Source organism: Phytohabitans aurantiacus, from assembly GCF_027923225.1.
Lineage (GTDB): Bacteria > Actinomycetota > Actinomycetes > Mycobacteriales > Micromonosporaceae > Phytohabitans > Phytohabitans aurantiacus.
The window spans coordinates 102,819-122,619 of sequence record NZ_BSDI01000001.1; the positions used below are offsets into that span (position 1 = coordinate 102,819).

16 protein-coding genes are annotated in these 19,801 nt (G+C 69.8%); 6 read left to right on the top strand and 10 right to left on the bottom strand.

Translation table 11 applies throughout. The annotated features are described in order from the left end of the window. The first annotated feature begins 8 nt into the window (after positions 1-8). Positions 9-686 carry a hypothetical protein gene (locus QMG73_RS00485; RefSeq protein ID WP_281891656.1) on the top strand — a complete coding sequence of 226 codons (678 nt, stop codon included), beginning with the start codon at positions 9-11 and terminating at the stop codon, positions 684-686. Between the two features lie 369 nt (positions 687-1,055). Here the strand turns inward: QMG73_RS00485 and ccsB are convergent, their stop codons facing one another. The 6 genes from ccsB to hemL are packed head-to-tail and all read right to left on the bottom strand — an operon-like array spanning position 1,056 to position 6,851. Beyond that, on the bottom strand, positions 1,056-2,036 hold the full coding sequence (gene ccsB / locus QMG73_RS00490) for a c-type cytochrome biogenesis protein CcsB (protein WP_281891657.1): 981 nt from the start codon (positions 2,034-2,036) through the stop codon (positions 1,056-1,058). Continuing rightward, entirely contained in the window at positions 2,020-3,585 is a 1,566-nt protein-coding gene (gene resB, locus QMG73_RS00495) for a cytochrome c biogenesis protein ResB (protein ID WP_281891658.1), read from the bottom strand. The genes ccsB and resB overlap by 17 nt, the downstream gene beginning before the upstream one ends. Then, on the bottom strand, positions 3,582-4,328 hold the full coding sequence (locus QMG73_RS00500; RefSeq protein ID WP_281891659.1) for a cytochrome c biogenesis CcdA family protein: 747 nt from the start codon (positions 4,326-4,328) through the stop codon (positions 3,582-3,584). Before QMG73_RS00500 ends, resB begins: the two co-directional genes overlap by 4 nt. A 2-nt stretch (positions 4,329-4,330) precedes the next feature. Then, positions 4,331-4,876, bottom strand: coding sequence for a TlpA disulfide reductase family protein (locus tag QMG73_RS00505; RefSeq protein WP_281891660.1), 546 nt, complete (start codon positions 4,874-4,876; stop codon positions 4,331-4,333). Further along, complete coding sequence (locus QMG73_RS00510) at positions 4,876-5,526, bottom strand: histidine phosphatase family protein (protein WP_281891661.1); 651 nt, start codon at positions 5,524-5,526, stop codon at positions 4,876-4,878. Before QMG73_RS00510 ends, QMG73_RS00505 begins: the two co-directional genes overlap by 1 nt. Beyond that, entirely contained in the window at positions 5,523-6,851 is a 1,329-nt protein-coding gene (hemL, locus tag QMG73_RS00515) for a glutamate-1-semialdehyde 2,1-aminomutase (protein ID WP_281891662.1), read from the bottom strand. The genes QMG73_RS00510 and hemL overlap by 4 nt, the downstream gene beginning before the upstream one ends. Before the next feature lie 122 nt (positions 6,852-6,973). On the opposite strand from hemL, the gene QMG73_RS00520 reads away from it, so the two are divergent. Further along, positions 6,974-7,309, top strand: a complete 336-nt coding sequence (locus QMG73_RS00520) for an STAS domain-containing protein (protein ID WP_281891663.1) — start codon at positions 6,974-6,976, stop codon at positions 7,307-7,309. Between the two features lie 10 nt (positions 7,310-7,319). On the opposite strand, the gene QMG73_RS00525 is transcribed toward QMG73_RS00520, so the two are convergent. The 3 genes from QMG73_RS00525 to QMG73_RS00535 form a co-directional block, all read right to left on the bottom strand. Next, the gene (locus tag QMG73_RS00525) at positions 7,320-8,837 is read right to left on the bottom strand and encodes a BTAD domain-containing putative transcriptional regulator (protein WP_281891664.1); all 1,518 of its coding nucleotides are present in this window, start codon (positions 8,835-8,837) and stop codon (positions 7,320-7,322) included. Between the two features lie 156 nt (positions 8,838-8,993). Further along, the gene (locus QMG73_RS00530) at positions 8,994-9,539 is read right to left on the bottom strand and encodes a response regulator (protein ID WP_281891665.1); all 546 of its coding nucleotides are present in this window, start codon (positions 9,537-9,539) and stop codon (positions 8,994-8,996) included. Continuing rightward, positions 9,540-13,940 (bottom strand): HAMP domain-containing protein, encoded by a 4,401-nt coding sequence (locus QMG73_RS00535; protein WP_281891666.1) that lies wholly within the window; start codon positions 13,938-13,940, stop codon positions 9,540-9,542. It abuts the gene before it with no gap. Between the two features lie 82 nt (positions 13,941-14,022). On the opposite strand from QMG73_RS00535, the gene QMG73_RS00540 reads away from it, so the two are divergent. Both QMG73_RS00540 and purD read left to right on the top strand, forming a co-directional pair. Beyond that, positions 14,023-16,077 carry a SpoIIE family protein phosphatase gene (locus tag QMG73_RS00540; protein ID WP_281891667.1) on the top strand — a complete coding sequence of 685 codons (2,055 nt, stop codon included), beginning with the start codon at positions 14,023-14,025 and terminating at the stop codon, positions 16,075-16,077. Between the two features lie 13 nt (positions 16,078-16,090). Further along, positions 16,091-17,332 (top strand): phosphoribosylamine--glycine ligase, encoded by a 1,242-nt coding sequence (gene purD, locus QMG73_RS00545; protein WP_281891668.1) that lies wholly within the window; start codon positions 16,091-16,093, stop codon positions 17,330-17,332. A gap of 46 nt (positions 17,333-17,378) precedes the next feature. Here the strand turns inward: purD and QMG73_RS00550 are convergent, their stop codons facing one another. Continuing rightward, positions 17,379-18,023: a TetR/AcrR family transcriptional regulator gene (locus QMG73_RS00550; RefSeq protein WP_281891669.1), complete on the bottom strand. Its 645-nt coding sequence runs from the start codon at positions 18,021-18,023 to the stop codon at positions 17,379-17,381. A 70-nt stretch (positions 18,024-18,093) separates the two neighbouring features. Here QMG73_RS00550 and QMG73_RS00555 point away from each other — a divergent pair, with 70 nt between their 5' ends. Both QMG73_RS00555 and QMG73_RS00560 read left to right on the top strand, forming a co-directional pair. After that, the gene (locus QMG73_RS00555) at positions 18,094-18,546 is read left to right on the top strand and encodes an SCP2 sterol-binding domain-containing protein (RefSeq protein WP_281891670.1); all 453 of its coding nucleotides are present in this window, start codon (positions 18,094-18,096) and stop codon (positions 18,544-18,546) included. 1 nt (position 18,547) lies between these two features. Beyond that, complete coding sequence (locus tag QMG73_RS00560) at positions 18,548-19,762, top strand: acyl-CoA dehydrogenase family protein (protein WP_281891671.1); 1,215 nt, start codon at positions 18,548-18,550, stop codon at positions 19,760-19,762. Positions 19,763-19,801 lie beyond the last annotated feature (39 nt).

Genomic DNA, 19,801 nt, shown 5'->3' on the forward strand with positions numbered 1-19,801 from the left:
TGCCCAGTGTGACCATTTTTCGAAGTGCGGCTCTTGCGGGGGTCACCGTCGGGCTGGTGCTCGCCGGGGGTGCCAGTGCCGCCCCCGCGCAGTACCACCACCTTGGCGCGGCCTCCACGGGTGAGTGGTCGGGGGTGCTAGGACGGCTGACGGTGCGGGATACCGGGGCACGGGCGGGTACGCATGACTTCGTCGCCACCCGGCTCATGGTCAAGGAAGAAGCGAAGGGCCAACTGTCCTGGCTGGAGGCGGGTTGGGCGGAGACCGGTTGGGCGGGCGGCGGCAAGCAGCGGGTCTACACGTACGACACGACGCGGAACGCTTGGACGTTCTACGACAGGTTTCCGCTCGCCGACAACGAGCAGATCTGGATCTCGGTGCACACCGAGAAGGACGACGTCTGGCAGGCGTGGCTGTGGTGGCGCGACCAGTGGCACCTGCTGACGACGGCGAAGCTGCCGCTCGGGGGGCGCGGGCAAGTAGAGCAGTTCGTCGAGGTGCATGTGGACGGTGGAGCGGGGTTTCCGGTACCGCGGATCACGGTCGACAACGTCCAGGTGCGGGACGGGGACGCCACCCGCTACTGGCGCGAGAACGATGTGCCGACGGCGTCGGGCGGTGGCAGCGGCGAGTACTGCCTGGACTGGGCGACGCGCTTCGACACCTGGACCGCCGGCACCTGCTGACGACGGATCCAGTCACGCGACAAAATCCCCGATTTTGTCGCCTCAAAAGCGCTCGGAGGCCGCATTATCAGGGATTTCGTTGCAACGTCTGGGCGCGGGTTGTGTAGCCGCGCAGGGTGAGGCCGCGGGAGCAGTGGCCCGGAGCGCGGTGGGCGTCGCGGTAGCCCAGATCGTCTAGCTCAGCGGCGTCGATCAAGGAGATCTGCACGGATCAAGGGCAAACACACGCGGAAAAGAGATCGAACCACGTGCGTTTGCCCTTGATCGGCGGCAGAGGGGCGCGCAGCGGCGCGCGGGCGCGGGCGGAGCGGGGCGCGGGCGGAGCGGGCGCGGCGCCCAGAGGGGCTCTGGCGGAGCGGGGCGTGAGGGTTAGAGGCCGCCGTAGGAGTGGAGGCCGGTGAAGAAGATGTTTACGCCGAACAGGTTCATCAGCATCGTCAGCCAGCCGACCACGGCGATCCAGGTCGCGGTCGTGCGCTTGACGCTGGGGGTGGCGCGGGCGTGTAGGTAGCCGGCGTACACGATCCAGGAGATGAAGGCCCAGACTTCCTTGGGGTCCCAGCCCCAGTATCGTCCCCAGGCCGCCTCGGCCCAGATCGGGCCGGCGATCAGCGCGCCGAACGTCCAGATCGGGAACGCGAACGCGTGCAGCCGGAACGTCAGGCGGTCGAGCGCGTCGGCGGCTGGTACGCGGGCGCCGAGGCTGTACGGGAAGCTGCGCTTGCCGCGGTCGTAGCCGGATCGGATCAGGAACATCGCCGCGGGCACGAAGCCGAGCAGGAAGATGCCCGACGAAAGTACGGCCGCCGACACGTGCACCACGAACCAGGTGGACTTCAGGGCTGGCACCAGCGGGGCCACGTCGACGTACAGCACCATGCCGGCGACGCCTAGCAGCAGGACCATCGCGAGCGCGACGAACAGGCCCAGGTGGCGGATCGTGTGCTTGCGTGAGAGGACGACGAGCCAGGCGGTGATGCCGACGAACGTCACCGACAGCACGAACTCGTACATGTTGCCCCACGGCATCCGGTGGGCCGCGAGGCCGCGGGTGACGAGGGTGCCCAGGTGGACGAGCGCGGCGATGACCGTGGCGGCGACCGCGAACCAGCCGGCGTAACGGGCCTTGTCCGGCGCCGGAGGCGGCGGGTCGAAGGACGAGGGCAGGACAGGCTCAACGGCGGGAGGACCGCCCGCACCAACCAGCGCCGGCTCAGGAACGACCGCCGGAGCGGCCGCCCGGCCCACGTGGCTGCGCTGGCCGAACGCGTACTCGGCGGCGTGACCCACCATCGCCGCGACGTACGACATGATCGCGATGACCAGGAGCTGGTCAGACAGTGCGGCCATTGACCGGCCCCTCCGAATCTCTGTCTTCCACGTCCTTGACGAGCTGAGCGAACTCCTCGGCGAACCCGGCGTAGTCGGTACGCGGCAGCCCACCGGCCTCGACGAGAGTACTACGCCCCGTCGTAACACGGAAGAACACCCTGCGCCGCCGGCCCGTCAGCGACAGCATCAAGCCGAGCAGGCCGACCGCCGCGCTGGCCAACACCGGCTTCTCCCCCGGGTCGTACCGCACCGACAGCGTCGCGTACTGCTTGGTGCCGAGGAACTCCACCGACGTGCCGTCGTCGAGTGTCCACTTTTCGCCGACCCGCAACAGCTTGCCGTCGCCGATCCGGGCGAGCCTGCCGCTCGTGACCTGGCGCTGGTCGAGCTTGTACACCGAGTTTGGGATGCCGGCGTCCATGCCGAGGTTGCCCCGATAGGCGAACAGCAGCAGTGCGGGCGAGCGCTCGGCTGGGAAGAGCGACCGGGTGTACGGGGCGGTGTCGGGTGCGGTCGGCAGGTACAGCCCTTCGAAGGCGACCTGGAGCTTCGAGTCGCGCGCGCCGGTCTTCGGGTCGACGTTGGCGTCCGGGAAGGCGGCCACACCCTCGCTGGTCAGCATCCCGTCGACGGACAGGAAAGGCGCGGTCGTGGTCTGCGACCGCCCGTACCGGTCGGTGTACTTGATCACCGGCGCGTACCCGTGCCCGAGCAGGTACACGTTGGCACCGTCGAGCCGCAGCGGCGAGTTGACCGAGAACGAGCGCGGCGCGCCGCCGTCGACACGAGCGGTCGCGCGGAACGACTCCGGCTGCCCGGTCGCCAGGAACTTCGCCTGGAAGTCGGTCAGCTCAAGACAGAAGCGTGGCAGGTCGGACGCGTCGACCCGAGCGCCGAGGCCGGACTCGTCGTACTGCTGGAGCGTGTTGCAGAACGCGTTGTCCGGGCCGGCGACGAGCAGGCGGTTGCCGTGCCACCCGTACCAGGATCCGATCGCGACGCCGAACAGTACCGCCAATAACGCCAGGTGAAAGAGCAGGTTGCCGGTCTCCTTGAGGTGTCCCTTCTCGGCGGAGACCGTGTCGCCGCGGACCGCGACCCGCCAGCGGCGCTTGCGCAGCACGGCGGCGATGGCGTCGGCGTCGGGTGTGCCCGTGAGGACGGCGTGCTGTGGCAGCCGGTCGAGCCGGGCCGGCACGGCCGGGGGCGCCATCCGCATCGCGCGGAAGTGATCGCGCAGCCGCGGGATGATGCAGCCGATCAGTGACGTGAAGAGCAGCAGGTAGATCGCCGAGAACCAGGGCGACGCGAACACTTCGAACGCGCCCAGCCGTTCGAGGATCGGCGCGAGCGTGGGGTGCTCGGCGTAGTACCCGTCGACGTTCTGCGCGTCGACGCCGCGCTGCGGCAGCACCGAGCCGGGGATCGCGGCGATGGCGAGCAGGAACAGCAGGATGAGCGCGGTGCGCATGCTGGTGAGCTGCCGCCACGAGTTCCGCAGCAGCGCCCACGCGGCGTTGGGCCGTCGCGCGGGAGCGGGCGCCGGCTTTTCCTCAACCACCGTCATATCGAGACCTCGCCCGAGCCGACCGTGGTCTGGAGCCAGATCAGGAAGCTGTTCCACGCGCCGCTGACCAGCGCGACCCCGACGGCGATGAGCAGCGCGCCGCCGATCCTTGTGACCCACTGGCTGTTGCGCCGCACGGCCTTGAACACGCCGAGCAGCCGCCGGAAGCCCACCCCGAACGCGATGAACGGCAGGCCGAGGCCGAGGCAGTACGCGACCGCGAGCACCACGGCGCGGTCGGTCTGCCCGCTGACCGTGGACATGCCGAGCACCGCGCCCAGCGTCGGGCCCACGCACGGGATCCACGACAGCGCGAACACCGCGCCGAACACGGGCGCGCCGAGTAGCCCGGCCGTGGGCAGCTTCTGGATGCGGAACTCGCGCTGCATGCCGGGCACGATCCCGATGTACGCGAGGCCGAGCACGATGATGAGCAGGCCGACGCCGATCTCCAGCCCGCGGCGGTGCTCCAGCAGCGCGCCACCGATCCGCGCGACCACCACGGCGGTCAGGGTGAAGACCGCGGTGAAGCCGGCGATGAAGAGGATCGTGCCGGCGAGAATCCGCCGGCTCCGATGCGACTCAAGCTCCGCACCGGAAAGACCGGTCACATAGGACAGATATCCGGGTACCAGTGGAAGCACGCACGGAGACAGGAAGCTGACCAGCCCGGCGAGTGCCGCCGCACCGATCGCCAGCACGATCGGCCCGCTGCGAGCCATCTCTTCGAACGCCGAACCCATCTCTACGTCGCCTCCGCGGCAATCCGCTCGACGATCGGTGTCAGCTCGGTCTGGACCGTCGCACGCCGGATGACCGCGGCGATGCGGCCGTCCCGGTCGATCACGACGGTGGCGGGGATCGCGTTCGGCGGTACGTCGAAGTCGAGCGCCACCTTGCCGGACGGGTCGAACAGGCTCGGGTAGGTGACCCGGCCCTCCTCGAACGCCTTGGCCGCGTCCGGGGAGTCGCGCAGGTTGACGCCGAGGAAGGTGGCGCCCTTGTCCTTCGTGGCCTGGTAGGTGGCCTCAAGGTCGTCGGCCTCGGCCCGGCAGGGCGCGCACCACGAGCCCCAGAAGTTGACCACGACGACCTTGCCGCGATCCTGCGTGAGGTCGTACCGCCCACCGGTCAGCAGGTCACCGGCCACCTTCGGCGGGTCGGGCCGCTGATCGGCCGCACACTCGATGACGCCCTTCGCCGTGGTTTCGCACTTGTCTTCCCAGCTCCCGCCCGAACACGCGGCGGCCATCGGTAGGAGCATCAGCGCCACAGCAGCAAGGCGTCGCATCACGCCCCCTTGGCCGTTCGGGCGCCCGGCGAGAGCGCGACCAGGTGGGCGGCCGGCTCGGAGTACCCGATGCCGACCACCTTGGCGCCCTCGAAGTGAAAGGACGTGAGGCTGGCCAGGCCGCACTGGCGCTTGCGGGGGTCGTGCCAGAGGCGCTTGCGCTCGATGTACCGCCGCAGCGTCCAGATCGGCAGCTGGTGCGATACGCACACCGCCTCGTGCCCCTCCGCGGCGACACGAGCGGCGTGCAGCGCGGCGAACATCCGCTCGGCGATCTGCTTGTACGGCTCGCCCCAGGACGGCGTCATCGGGTCGCGGAGCACCCACCAGTTGCGGGGATCGCGGAACGAGCCGTCGCCGGGCGAGACCCGCTTGCCCTCGAACCAGTTCGCGCTCTCGATCAGCCGGTCGTCGACCGCAACGGACAGCCCGAACTGGGCCGCGATCGGGTCGGCGGTCTCCTGCGCACGCTCCAGCGGGCTCGCCACCACGTACGCGATGTCGCGCTCGGCCACCGCCTGCGCGGCCGCTTTGGCCATCTGGCCGCCCAGCTCGGACAGGCGGAACCCGGGCAGCCGGCCATACAGGATCTTGTCCGGGTTGTGTACCTCCCCGTGCCGCAGCACATGCACGACCGTCTTACTCGTCATCTGCTACCCCCCGCTGCAGCCGCGGCCTCGGGCAGGGCCGCCGCGATGATTTCGAGCGCATCGTCGTCGATGGCAGTGGACACGAACCAGGCTTCGAACGCGCTTGGCGGCAGGTAGACACCGCGAGCCAGCAGCGCGTGGAAGAACGCCTTGAAGGCGGACACATCCTGGGTACGCGCTGCGTCGAAGTCGGCCACGTCCGCGTCGGTGAAGAAGATCGAGAACATGTTGCCCGCGTACGAGAGCCGGTGCGGGACCCCGGCGGCGGCCAGCGCCTCGGTGGCGAGCTTGCTCACCGTCGCGGCCGTCTCGTCGAGGCGGCGATAGGTCGCCTCGTCGGCGAGGCGCAGGCTGGCGAGGCCGGCGGCGCAGGCCAGCGGGTTACCGGAGAGCGTGCCGGCCTGGTACACCGGCCCGGCCGGCGCGAGGCGGGCCATGATGTCGGCCTTGCCGCCGAACGCCGCCGCCGGCAGGCCACCGCCCATCACCTTTCCGAACGTGAACAGGTCGGCGTCGACCGGAGCGAGCCCGGCCCAGCCGCCACGGGACACCCGGAACCCGGTCATGACCTCGTCGAGGATGAGCAGCGCGCCGTGCCGGTGCGCGATCTCGGCGAGCCTGGTGTTGAAGCCGTCGCGCGGCGCCACCACGCCCATGTTGCCGGGCGCCGCCTCGGTGATGATCGCGGCAATGTGCTCACCGTCGGCCGCGAACGCCGCTTCCACGGCGGCCACGTCGTTGTACGGCAGCACGATCGTCTCGCTCGCCGACGCGCCCGTGACGCCCGGCGAGTCCGGCAGCGAGAACGTCACCACGCCCGAGCCGGCGGCGGCGAGCAGCGCGTCGACGTGCCCGTGGTAGCAGCCGGCGAACTTCACGATCTTCGTGCGCCCGGTGCAGCCCCGCGCCAGCCGAATCGCCGACATCGTGGCCTCGGTACCCGAGTTGACCAGACGCACCTGCTCGGCTGGCGTACGCGCCACCATCTCCTCGGCGAGGTCGACCTCACGGGGGGTCGGCGTGCCGAAGCTGGTGCCCGAGGCGGCCGCCTCCTGCACCGCGGCGACGATCTCCGGATGCGCGTGCCCGTGGATCAGCGGCCCCCACGAGCACACCAGGTCGACGTACCGCCGACCGTCTGCGTCGAAGAGCCACGGACCCTCGCCGCGCACCATGAATCTCGGCGTGCCGCCGACAGCCCGGAACGCGCGCACGGGAGAATTGACCCCGCCCGGCACGATGGCCTGAGCGCGATCGAAAAGGGCCTCGGATGCGGGCGCGTCGTCGGGGTAGCGACCGGCGCCGGCGTGATACGTAGTGGTCACGGTTAAGCCATTCTGACAGCGTGCTCCGGGAGCTCGGCAAGGCACCCCAAACGAGGCCTTAACCGGTCGATGACCTGGGTACACATCGGGCATCTCGACGGTGATCACGTTAGGCTGATGGTGTGGAACGTCCGGAGCTGTCTATCGCGGTGCTGCGCGCACCCGGTGAGGTCGTGCTCAAACTCGCCGGTGAAATCGACATGCTCACGGCGGCCCAGCTCTCCAGCGTTGTCAATGAGGTACTCGCCGAACCGCCGGCACGCATCGTGCTCGATATGGGCGGCATCACGTTCTGTGACTCGCAGGGGCTGGGCACGCTGGTGGTGTTGAGCCGTAAGGCAAGCCACGCGCAGACCGTTCTCAGTCTGACGAACGTCGGCGACTTCCTCTTACGTGTGCTCGACATCACGGGATTGCGGTCCGCGCTGACCGTCCGCAACGAGCCCGCCACCCGCTGAAGCCCTGCTCCTAGCGGAGGGCTACCGCGTGTTCGCGTAACGCGTTGGCGAGGTCGATCGGGATGGCGCCGCGTAATACCAAATCGTCGATCGAGGTGAAACCGCCCCGAAACTGGCGCTCGGCCACGATCCGCTGGGCCAGCTGCGAGGTCATGCCCGGCAGCCCGGCCAGCACCTCGACAGGTGCGGCGTTGATGTCGATCAGACCGCCGTCGTCGAACACGCGGGGCAGGTCGGGCCGGCCGATGTTCAGTTCGCGCGCGACCGCCGGGTACTGGCTGGCGAGTTGCAGGGCCTGCTGCCGCCGCGCGCGCTGCTCGATCTGCACGATGTGGTGCGGGTCGGTCCGCGCCCGCGACGGCATGACGAAGCTGAGCAGGGCCAGGTGCACCGATCCACCCAGCGTGGCGACCATCATCGCGAACATGGCGAAGCCGAACCATCCGCTCGACTCGCTCTCCTCGGTGGTGAGATCGGCGATCACGCATCCGGTCACCGCGAGAAGCAGGTAGCCGGCGGACACCAAACCGAGCAGCTTGCTTCGCCGGTGTACCGCGTACGTCAGGAACACCATCCAGGTCAGCGTGCCCAGGGAGAGCACTGGCAGAGCGACCGCGCCGATCTTCGCGGCCACCATCCAGCCCTGCGCGGAGGACGGACGGGGCGGCGGCCGGTGTGCGAGGTACGGGGGTGGTGGCGCCCACGGCGGGCTCACGGGGACGCTGCCGAGCGCGACCGCGGGGATCGGCGGGGAGGCGGGCGCCATGACCACGATGCTCGGGTCTTCGGCCGGTGCCAGCGCCGGGTCGGAGCGCAGGATCCGCTGGTGCAACTGCTGGAGCCGCTCGCCCGGCTCGACGCCGAACTCGTCGGACAGGTACGCGCGCGCGTCCCGGTACGCGGCCAGCGCCTCCGCCTGCCGCCCGCTGCGGTACAGGGCCAGCATCTGGACGTAGCGCAACTGCTCGCGCAGCGGGTACTCGGCGACGAGCCGTGCCAACTCGGGCACCAGCGTGGCGTGGCCGCCCTGCTCCAGCTCGATCTCGGCCCACGCCTCCAGGGCACTGGCCCGCGCCTCGGTCAGCCGGTCGCGCGCCGAGTCGAACACCGGCCCGGACAGGCCCGCCAGCGCTTCGGCCCGCCACAGCGCGAGAGCCGAACGCATCTCGGCGGCCGCCGGCGCGAGCCGGCCATCCAGCCATTCGGCGCGTGATCGGCGTACCCGCTCGTGGAACTCGTCGGCATCGAGGCCGCCGCCCGGAACGGTCAACACGTATCCGGCGGGCGTGAACGTGAGCAGCTGCCCGGGCGTACGGGGTGACCGCTCCGGCTCCAGCACCCGGCGCAGGCCCGCGATGTACTTCTGGACCACGTTGGCGCCATTTTCGGGCGGATCGTCCTGCCACACCGAGTCGATGATCTGCGTCGTCGACACCGGCTTGTTGGCGTTCAACAGCAGTACCGCCAGCACCGCCCGCTGCTTCGTCGGCCCAAGATCCAGTTCCTGTACACCGTCGAAAGCGCGCACAGGGCCGAGGATCTCGAAGCGTTTCAGCGCGACACCACCCCGTTGACCAGGACCGTTCAGCAGGACCGCAGCATGCGGCAGTAGGACGGCAGCCCTCGGCAGCATAACGGCACCCGTCCAGCAGTCCGGCCGCAGACGCTTCCGCCGAAGGCCGGGTCAGGAACCCCAGCGGGCCTTTTCCAGCAGCTCGGCAGCCCGCTCTCGGCCGTCTGGCTCCTGCGATCGCAGCAACGCGGTCGCCTCGTCGACGGCCTCGGTCAGGGTCCGCCACTGCGTCTCCCGCTCGCGGACCGCCTCGGACTGTGCCTGTAGCTGCTGGGTCTTCGTCCACAGGTCGACGAAGACGGACACCTTCGCCCGCAGCACCCAGGGGTCGAACGGCTTGGTGAGGTAGTCCACCGCACCGACCGAGTACCCGCGCAGCGCGAGCTGGGCGTCCCGATCCGCGGCCGTGAGGAAGATGATCGGCACGTGCCGGGTGCGCTCCCGGCGCTTGATGTGGCTGGCGGTCTCGAACCCGTCCATGTTGGGCATCTGCGCGTCGAGCAGGATCACCGCGAAGTCGTCGACGAGGAGCTGCTTGAGCGCCGCCTCGCCGCTCTCCACCGCGACCGCCCGCACCGGCAGGCCCTGGAGGATCGCCTCCAGGGCGACCAGGTTGTCTCGCCGGTCGTCGACCAGCAGAGCTTTCGCGACACCCAACTAAGACACAACCTCTCGGCCGCCGCCGTTGACCCAGGCGGCCATCAGCTCGATCAACTCATCCAGGTCGACCGGTTTGGTGATGTAGTCGCTGGCGCCGGCGCCGAGCGCCGACTCCCGGTCACCCGGCATGGCCTTCGCGGTGAGGAACACCACCGGCAGGTCGGTGAAGCGGTGGTTGCGGCGGATCGCACGGGTGGTCTCGTAGCCGTCCTGGTCCGGCATCATCGCGTCCATCAGTACGATGTCCACCTCCGGGTGCTCTGCCAGCAACCGTACCCCTTCCGCGCCATTGTCCGAGTAGAGCACCGTCATTCCGTGCAGCTCGAGGGCGCTCGTCAGAGCGAAGACGTTACGCACATCGTCATCGATGATGAGTACCGTGGCGCCATCCAGCTGACGGGCCGCCGGGGAGGCCGGGCGATCGCCGTCCGGCGATGTCCGCAGCAGCGGCAGGTCGGTCAGCGCCGGCAGTCGGGGCAGCTCCGGCAGGTCGGTGAGCGGCCGGGTCGCCGTCGCCGGTGGCAGCACCACGGGTACCGCCTCCGGGGCGATCACCTCGGGTAGCAGGAGCGTGAACGTCGACCCCTCCCCGGGTGCCGAGGACACCGTGATCGTGCCGCCGAGCAGCCGGGCGAGGTCGCGGCTGATCGACAGGCCAAGACCGGTGCCGCCGTACCGCCGGCTGGTCGTGCCGTCGGCCTGCTGGAACGCCTCGAAGATGATGTCGAGCTTGTCGTCCGAGATGCCGATGCCGGTATCGGTCACCGCGAACGCCACCACCGATCGGGCGCTGGCCAGGGCCGGTACGTCCGCGTAGCCGTCACCCAGTTCGGCACGCTCGATGCGCAGGCGTACCGAACCGGAGTCGGTGAACTTCACGGCGTTGGCCAGCATGTTGCGGATGATCTGCTGGAGCCGCTGCGCGTCGGTGATCACCACCTCGGGCAACCCCGGTGCGATCGCGACGCTGAAGTCGAGCTTCTTCTCCTCCGCCTGCGGCGCGAACGCCTGCTCGACGTACGCCCGGACCTCGGCGAGCCGCACCTCGGCGGGCTCGACGTCCATGCGGCCAGCCTCGATCTTCGACACGTCGAGGATGTCGTCGATCAGGGCCAGCAGGTCGGAGCCGGCACTGTGGATCGTCCGGGCGAACTCGACCTGCTTCGCCGACAGGTTCTGCTCGGAGTTGTCGGCGAGCAGCCGAGCCAGCAGCAGCAGCGAGTTGAGCGGCGTACGCAGCTCGTGGCTCATGTTCGCCAGGAACTCCGACTTGTACGCGGACGCGCGGGAGAGCTGCTGCGCCTTCTCCTCCAGGCCGGCGCGGGCCAGCTCGATCTCGCGGTTCTTGGTCTCGATGTTGCCCTTCTGCTCCGACAGCAGCTGCGCCTTGTCTTCCAGCTCGGCGTTGGTGCGCTGCAGCTCCGCCGACTGCTCCTGCAGCTCGTGTGCCAGCCGCTGGGACTGTGCCAGCAACTCCTCGGTGCGGCGGTTGGCCTGGATCGTGTTGAGCGCGATCCCGATCGTGGCCACGAGCCGCTCCAGGAACGACAGGTGCAGTTCGGAGTACGCGTTGACCGATGCGAACTCGATCACGCCGAGCATCTCGCCCTCGAAGAGGATCGGCAGCACGACGACGTCCTTGGGTACCGAGCTCAGCAGCCCGGACCGCAGGGTGAGCGCCCCGGTGGCGTCGGCGCTGACCCGGATCGTCCGGCGCGACACCGCCGCCTGCCCGACCAGGCCCTCACCCGGCCCGAAGACGACCTCGTTGGTGCGCGCCACGTACCCGTACGACGCGGCGATCCGCAGCCGGGTGACCGCCTCTTCGTTGTCGACCAGGAAGAACGCGCCGAGCTGCGCCTCGACCAGTGGCGTGACCTCGCCCATGATCATGCGGCAGACCTCGCCGAGGTCGCGCTGACCCTGCAGGAGGCCGCCGATGCGGGCCAGGTTGGAGTCCAGCCAGCCCTGCTCGGCGTTCTTCCGGGTGGTCTCGCGCAGCGTGACGATCATCTGGTTGATGTTGTCTTTCAGCTCCTCGACCTCGCCCTGCGCCTCGACGGTGATCCGCTGGGTCAGGTCGCCCTTGGTCACTGAGGTCGACACCCCGGCGATCGCCCGGAGCTGGGTGGTGAGGGTGGCCGCGAGCTGGTTGACGTTTTCGGTGAGGTCGCGCCAGGTACCCGACACGCCCTTCACCCGCGCCAGGCCGCCGAGCTTGCCCTCGATGCCGACCTCGCGACCGACCCGGGTGATCTCTTCGGCGAACGAGGAGAGCTGGTCGACCATCGTGTTGACGGTCTGCTTGAGCTGCAGGATCTCGCCCTCGGCGTCGACCGTGATCTTCTGCGAGAGGTCACCCTTGGCGACGGCGGTGGTGACGGACGCGATGTTTCGCACCTGGGCGGTCAGGTTCGACGCCATGAAGTTCACGTTGTCCGTCAGGTCACGCCACGTACCCGCGACCCCACGCACCTGCGCCTGACCACCCAGCTTGCCCTCGGTGCCCACCTCACGGGCCACCCGCGTGACCTCTTCGGCGAACGAGGAGAGCTGGTCCACCATCGTGTTCATGGTGTTCTTCAGCTCCCAGATCTCACCCTGTGCGTCCACGGTGATCTTCTGGGAGAGGTCGCCGCGCGCCACGGCGGTGGAGACCTGGGCGATGTTTCGCACCTGGGCGGTCAGGTTCGACGCCATGAAGTTCACGTTGTCCGTCAGGTCACGCCACGTACCCGCGACCCCACGCACCTGCGCCTGACCACCGAGCTTGCCCTCGGTGCCCACCTCGCGAGCGACTCGGGTCACCTCGTCGGCGAACGAGGAGAGCTGGTCCACCATCGTGTTGACGGTCGACTTGAGCTCCAGGATCTCGCCGCGGGCGTCCACCGTGATCTTCTGGCCCAGGTCGCCCTTGGCGACAGCAGTGGTGACGGACGCGATGTTTCGCACCTGAGCCGTCAGGTTCGACGCCATCGAGTTCACGTTGTCGGTGAGGTCACGCCAGGTTCCCAGTACCCCCTTGACCTGGGCCTGGCCGCCAAGCTTGCCCTCCGTGCCCACCTCGCGCGCGACGCGCGTCACCTCTTCGGCGAACGACGAGAGCTGATCCACCATCGTGTTGACGGTGTTCTTCAGCTCCAGGATCTCGCCCTGAGCCGCCACCGTGATCTTCTGCGACAGGTCACCCTTGGCCACCGCCGTCGAGACCTGCGCGATGTTTCGCACCTGGGCGGTCAGGTTGCCGGCGAGCTGGTTGACGCTCTCGGTCAGGTCTCGCCAGGTGCCGGAGACACCGCGCACCTGGGCCTGGCCGCCGAGCTTGCCCTCCGTGCCCACCTCGCGCGCGACGCGCGTCACCTCTTCGGCGAACGACGAGAGCTGATCCACCATCGTGTTCATGGTGTTCTTCAGCTCCAGGATCTCGCCCTGAGCCGCCACCGTGATCTTCTGCGACAGGTCACCCTTGGCCACCGCCGTGGACACCTGCGCGATGTTTCGCACCTGGGCGGTCAGGTTCGACGCCATGGAGTTGACGTTGTCGGTGAGGTCCTTCCAGATGCCGGCCACGCCTGGCACCTGGGCCTGACCGCCGAGCTTGCCCTCGGTGCCCACCTCGCGCGCCACCCGGGTCACCTGCTCGGCGAACGTGCGCAGCGTGTCGGTGAGCGAGTTGATCGTGTGGGCCAGCTCGGCGACCTCGCCCTTGGCGGAGACCGTGATCTTCTGGGAGAGGTCACCGCTGGCGATCGCGGTGGTCACCTGCGAGATCGACCGCACCTGGCTGGTGAGGTTGGACGCCATCGTGTTGACCGAGTCGGTCAGGTCGCGCCAGGTACCCGCGACACCGCGCACGTCGGCCTGGCCGCCGAGCGCGCCCTCGGTGCCCACCTCGCGCGCCACGCGGGTCACCTCGTCAGCGAACGAGGAGAGCTGGTCGACCATCGTGTTGACCGTGCGGCCGATGCGCAGGAACTCACCGCGCAGCGGCCGCCCGTCGATCTCCAGCGCCATGTGCTGGGTCAGGTCGCCGTCGGCCACCGCCACGATGACCCGGGAGATCTCGGTGGTCGGCCGCCCCAGGTCGTCGATGAGGGAGTTGATCGCGCGGGCATGGTCGGCCCAGGCGCCACTCGCCTCCTCCTCGTCGAGGCGCTCGGTGAGCCGCCCGTCCCGGCCCACGATCCGACTGATCTTGCGGACCTCGAGGTTCTGCCGCTCCTGCAGCGACACCACGTCGTTGAACGCGTCCGCCACCTCGCCAGCCACGCCCGCGCGGCGGGGCAGCCGTACCTTCAAATCTCCGCGGCGCACACGGCGCAGCGCGTCTGCCAGCTCACTGAGAACGGCGGCCTCGTCCGATCCCGACCGGGCACTTGCCTGTTTCGCCGTGGTCATGCGTCTCATCATTGCGCTATGTCGGTGACAGAAGCGAGCGTCCCGCTTGGATGAACCCGCCCGGGCAGTAGAGGATGCAAGCGTGTCCGGGGAGGTCAGGCGTGGAATCGCCAACGCCGCAGACGAGCATGTGCGGCGCGTGCGGCTGCCCGCTGACCGCCGCACACCGGCCGCCGCACGCGCCGTCGTGCGGTCGGTGCTGACCGAGGCACACCTCGATGAGCTGCTCAATGAGGCTCTGCTGCTCACCACCGAGCTGAGCACCAACGCCGTGCTGCATGCCGGCACCGAACTGGACATCGAGGTCGTCGCCGACCGGACCGGGCTGACGGTGACGGTTACGGACTTCGCGACCAGCCCGGTCGAGAGTTTGACAGCGCGTCCGCGCAGCGACGAAGTGGATATTTCGGAGGTATCCGAGCGCGGACGCGGACTCCTACTCGTCGATCACTTCGCGAGCCGGTGGGGTACCACACACCTGCCCACCGGCAAGGGCGTCTGGTTCCGCCTCGACAGCAAGGCGTTCGCGGAGATCCCTGCCACACCGCCGCCGACCGCAGAAGCGGCAGCGGCACCGGCCGGCGCCCCCACCGCCGGCGCCCTCAGCGCGCTCCTGCAAATCGAACCCGAGGCGCACGCCGACGACCCGCTCGGCGACTTCGCCAGCCACCTCCTCGTACGGGTCGTCGAGCTGGTCGGCGCTGCCGGCGGGGCGGTACGCCTCGACCGCGGCGACGGCGCCGGCACCCAACTGCTCGCCCGGCACGGCCGTCAGCCCCGCGCCGGCGCCGAGCTGCTCCGGGTACCGCTCGGCGTGCAGCGCCCGTACGCCGGTGAGCTGGAACTCGACGTCGCGCCCTCCGGGTACGCCACGCCGCTCGCCGCGCTCGTCGCCGAACGGCTCACCCTGCACCTGGAGAACGACCGCCTGCGCCGCGCCGACCTGCGCCGGCAGACCTGGCTCACGTTTCTGGCCGAGGCCAGCGAGCTGCTCGCCCAGTCGCTCGACGTCAACCTCACGCTCGCGCTCATCCCGCAGCTCGTGGTGCCCCGGCTCGGCCAGTGGTGCGCCGTGCACACCACCGACGAGTGGGGCCGCCTCCAGCTCGCCGCCGCCACCCACGTCGACGAGTCGGCGCTCCCCCAACTGCACGCCACGCTCGCCGAGACCGGTCCGGACAGCGTCGTCGGCAGGCTGCGCGAGGCGCTGCGGGTCGGTTCCGGGGTACCGCTCGGCGCGCCGACGGAAGGCTTCGCCGTACCGCTCGTTGCCCGCAGCCAGCGCCTCGGCACTCTCGCGGTCGGCCGGCACTCGAAGCACCGGCACGACGCCGACGAGATCGCGGTACTGGAAGACGTTGCCCGCCGTGCCGCGCTGGCCGTCGACAACGCCCGCATCCACGACGAGCGCCGCCGGATCGCGCACACCCTCCAGCAGTCGCTCCTGCCGCCCGCCCTGCCAGCGATCAACGGCGTCGGGTTCGCGGCGGAGTACGTGCCGACGGGCGACGACGCCGAGGTCGGCGGCGACTTCTACGACGTCATGCCGCTGCCGGACGGCCGGTGGCTCGCGGTCATCGGCGACGTATCGGGCAAGGGCGTGCAGGCCGCCACGGTCACCGGCCTGGTGCGTGACGTGATCCGGGTACTGGTGCGGGACGGCAAGCCGCTCGCCGAGGCGCTCGTGCGGCTCAACGACACCCTCGTCGAGCGCGGTGGTGGGCGGTACTGCACGCTGGCGCTCGCCGCCGTCGGGCAGTCGCTCGACGGGCAGCTCGACGTCTCGCTGCACCTCGCCGGGCACGACCGGCCGGTGCTGGTACGCGCCGACGGCCGCGCCTCGTTCGTCGGCACCGGCGGCACCGCCCTCGGCCTGCTCGACACGATCACCACCCCGTCGATCACGGTGCCTCTCGCGCCCGGTGACACGCTCGTGTTCTACACCGACGGCGTGACCGAACGCCGGCGAGGGCGGGAGCTGTTCGGCCCGGAACGGCTGCGCGACACGGTTGCGCCCCTGGCCGGGTACTCCGCCGACGTGGTCGCCGCCAGGCTCCGCTCGACCGCGATCGGCTTCTCCGCGGAGCCACCGAGGGATGACATCGCCATCCTCGTCCTGAAGAACGACCCTGCTTAACTAGGATCGCCACGTGCGCGTACTTCTCATCGGAGGGGGCGGGCGGGAGCATGCGCTCGCGCTCAGCCTCGCCGCCGACCCGGCCGTCGACCAGCTCGTCGCCGCTCCGGGCAACCCGGGCATCGCAGCCATCGCCGAGCTACGGGAGGTGGCAGCCAACGATCCGGCAGCGGTCGCGGCGCTGGCCGTGGAGACCGGTGCCGACCTGGTAGTGATCGGCCCCGAGGCGCCACTCGTCGCGGGCGTCGCCGACGCGGTACGCGCCAAGGGCATCGCCTGCTTCGGTCCCTCGGCGGCAGCCGCCCAGCTCGAAGGCTCGAAGGCGTTCGCCAAAGACGTCATGGCGGCCGCCGGCGTACCCACCGCGCGAGCGTACGCGTGCGCCGACGCCGAGTCGGCCGCCCGGGCGCTCGACGAGTTCGGGGCGCCCTATGTCGTCAAGAACGACGGGCTCGCCGCTGGCAAGGGCGTCGTGGTCACCAACGACCGTGACGCGGCCCTCGCCCACGCGGCGGCCTGCGAGCGGGTCGTCATCGAGGAGTACCTCGACGGTCCCGAGGTGTCGCTGTTCGTCGTGACCGACGGCGAGGCGGCCGTGCCGTTGCAGCCGGCGCAGGACTTCAAGCGGGTCGGCGACGGCGACTCCGGCCCCAACACCGGCGGCATGGGTGCGTACACCCCGCTGGACTGGGCGCCCGCAGACCTGGTCGAGCAGGTGATGGCCAGTACCGTGCACCCGACGCTCGCGGAGATGCGGCGCCGTGGCACGCCGTTCAGTGGGCTGCTCTACGTGGGGCTCGCGCTGACCAAGGCGGGCCCTCGGGTGATCGAATTCAACGCGCGCTTCGGTGATCCGGAGACGCAGGCAGTACTCGCGCTGCTGGACACGCCGCTGGCTGGCGTGCTGCACGCGGCGGCGACCGGCACGCTGGCCGCGCTCCCGCCCCTGCGCTGGCGGCCGGGCGCGGCGGTCACGGTCGTGCTGGCGTCCGCCGGCTACCCGGCCGCGCCGCGCACCGGCGACGTCATCACCGGCGCGGACCGCGCCGGCATCATCCACGCCGGCACCGCGCGCCGGGCCTCCGACGGTGCCCTCGTCTCCGCTGGAGGCAGGGTCGTCTGCGGTACGGCCACCGGCCTGGACCTCGCCACGGCCCGCCGCCGGGCATACCTACTACTCGACGGCGTAACCCTGGAGGGCGCGCACCGCCGCTCCGACATAGCCCAAGCCGCCGCCGAAGCCACCCCTTCGTGATCAGGGCGTCCCTGAAGTCGTTAGGACGCCTTGAGGGACGCCCTGATCACGGGGAGAGGGGCGCTGGGGGCCAGGTTTCGCCGTGGAGTAGCTGCCCGGCGCCCACCCAGGCGAAGTTCATCATGCGGGTGGCTGTCTTGTCCGGGTCGGCGTCGGGGCGGTCGGCGAGCCAGTCCGCCAGCGACTCTGACGCGCCGACCAGGGCGTACGCCATGACCTCGAGATCCATGTCGCGGATCTCGCGGCCCTCGGCGGCGAGTGCCTGCGCCAGCATCGTGCCGATCACCTCGACCATGCGCTCGCGCATGGTGGCGAGCGCGCCCGCGAATGGCTGCTGGGCGCGGGCCTGCCGGTACAGGACGGCCCAGCCGTCCCGGTGCGCGCCCACGAACCCGAAGAACGCCCGGAGCCCGCGCCAGAGCTGCTCGTCGGGCGGGAGGTCGGTGCCGACTCCTGCCACGATGGCCTCCATCAGTCGCGTGCCCTCGCGGTGCAGGCAGGCGATGAAGAGCTCCTCTTTGGTGCCGAGGTAGGCGTACACCATGGGTTTGGAGATGCCGGCGTCTTCGGCGATCTCGTCCATGCTCGCGGCGTGGAACCCCCGTCGAGAGAAAACACGCACGGCCGCGTCGAGCATCTGCTGCTCACGCACGGCCCGGGGGAGTCGTTTGAACGTTGGTGACGTTGTCACCCTTGCCATCATACCTACTCGCACGTAAGGTTACGCGCGAGTAAGTTAATCTGATCCGGAGGCACATCCGATGACCGACTTCGATCCGGCTACGTTCGCCAGCGTAGACCCCAAGCAGTTCGCACAGCTCGTCAAGACCACGCCGGACGCGCAGATCAAGCAGGTCATGCAGAGCGACCTGCGCGGCAAGATCCTTGACGAGGTGTTCGGCCGGATGCCCACGCTCTTCCGCGCGGACCGCGCCGGTTCCACCAACGCGGTGATCCACTGGACCGTCACCGAGCGGCCGGACGGCGGTGCCGACACCTACGAGGTCGTCATCGAGAACGGCACCTGCACGGTCTCGGAGAGCGCCGACCGCGACCCGAAGCTCACGCTCACGATGGGCCCGGTCGAGTTCCTGAAGGTCGTCTCGGGCGGTGGCAACCCCGTGATGATGTTCATGACCGGCAAGCTCAAGGCCAAGGGTGACCTGGGCCTGGCCGCCAATATCGCCAACCTGTTCGACATCCCGAAGGCCTGATATGCCTGAGTTCTCGCTAGACCTGAACGAGGAACAGCGGGATCTCCGCGACTGGGTGCACGGCTTCGCGCGAGACGTCGTGCGCCCAGCCGCGGCAGAGTGGGACGCCCGCGAAGAGACGCCGTGGCCGCTTCTGCAGGAGGCGGCGAAGATCGGGCTCTACGGCTTCGAGTTCCTCGCCAACTGCTGGGCCGACCCGACCGGCATCTCGCTGCCCATCGCCAACGAAGAGCTTTTCTGGGGAGACGCGGGCATCGGCCTGGCGCTCTTCGGTACGTCGCTCGCCGTCGCGTCGATCTACGGATCGGGTACGCCGGAGCAGCTCGTCGAGTGGGTGCCGCAGTGCTTCGGCACGGTCGACGAGCCGGCGGTCGCCGCGTTCTGCAGCACCGAGCCCGAAGCCGGTTCAGACGTCGGCTCGATGCGCACCAAGGCGCGGTACGACGAAGCGACCGACGAGTGGATCCTCAGTGGACAGAAGGCGTACGCCACGAATGGTGGGATCGCCGCCGTGCACGTGGTCACCGCGACCGTCGACTCCTCGCTCGGTTCGCGCGGGCAGGCCGCGTTCGTGGTGCCGCCAGGCACGCCGGGGCTCACCTCGCCCGGCAAGCTGAAGAAGCTGGGCCTGCGCGCCTCGCACACCGCCGACCTGTTCCTCGACGACGTACGGGTGCCCGGCCGGTGCCTGCTCGGCGGCCGCGAAGCTCTGCTGGAGCGCCTCGACCGGGCGCGCAACGGGCAGAAGGCCGCGGGCCAGGCGGCGATGCGCACGTTCGAGCTGTCCCGCCCGACCGTGGGCGCGCAGGCGATCGGCGTGGCGCGTGCGGCGTACGAGTACGCGCTCGAGTACGCCCGTGGGCGGGTGCAGTTCGGCCGGCCCATCATCGAGAACCAGGCCATCGCGTTCGCGCTCGCCGACATGAAGATGGAGATCGACGCCGCGCGGCTGCTGGTGTGGCGGGCCGCGTGGATGGGGCGCAACAACCGTGTCTTCGACGCGGGCGAGGGCTCGATGTCCAAGCTCAAGGCCGGCGAGGTGGCGGTGTCGGTCACCGAGAAGGCGGTGCAGATCCTCGGCGGTGCCGGGTTCCTGCGCGAGCACCCGGTCGAGCGCTGGTACCGGGACGCAAAGATCTACACGATCTTCGAGGGCACGTCGGAGATCCAGCGACTCGTCATCTCACGGGCGATCTCCGGAGTACAGATTCGATGAACCACCCCACGAAAATGCTCCGCTACGCTCCACATTTCC

Excerpts from the sequence above, each read along its gene's own strand:
- QMG73_RS00510 (WP_281891661.1), bottom strand. The coding sequence starts at position 5,526 with ATGACGAGTAAGACGGTCGTGCATGTGCTGCGGCACGGGGAGGTACAC.
- QMG73_RS00535 (WP_281891666.1), bottom strand. The coding sequence starts at position 13,940 with ATGACCACGGCGAAACAGGCAAGTGCCCGGTCGGGATCGGACGAGGCC.
- QMG73_RS00560 (WP_281891671.1), top strand. The coding sequence starts at position 18,548 with ATGCCTGAGTTCTCGCTAGACCTGAACGAGGAACAGCGGGATCTCCGC.
- QMG73_RS00500 (WP_281891659.1), bottom strand. The coding sequence starts at position 4,328 with ATGGGTTCGGCGTTCGAAGAGATGGCTCGCAGCGGGCCGATCGTGCTG.
- QMG73_RS00505 (WP_281891660.1), bottom strand. The coding sequence starts at position 4,876 with ATGCGACGCCTTGCTGCTGTGGCGCTGATGCTCCTACCGATGGCCGCC.
- QMG73_RS00555 (WP_281891670.1), top strand. The coding sequence starts at position 18,094 with ATGACCGACTTCGATCCGGCTACGTTCGCCAGCGTAGACCCCAAGCAG.
- ccsB (WP_281891657.1), bottom strand. The coding sequence starts at position 2,036 with ATGGCCGCACTGTCTGACCAGCTCCTGGTCATCGCGATCATGTCGTAC.
- resB (WP_281891658.1), bottom strand. The coding sequence starts at position 3,585 with ATGACGGTGGTTGAGGAAAAGCCGGCGCCCGCTCCCGCGCGACGGCCC.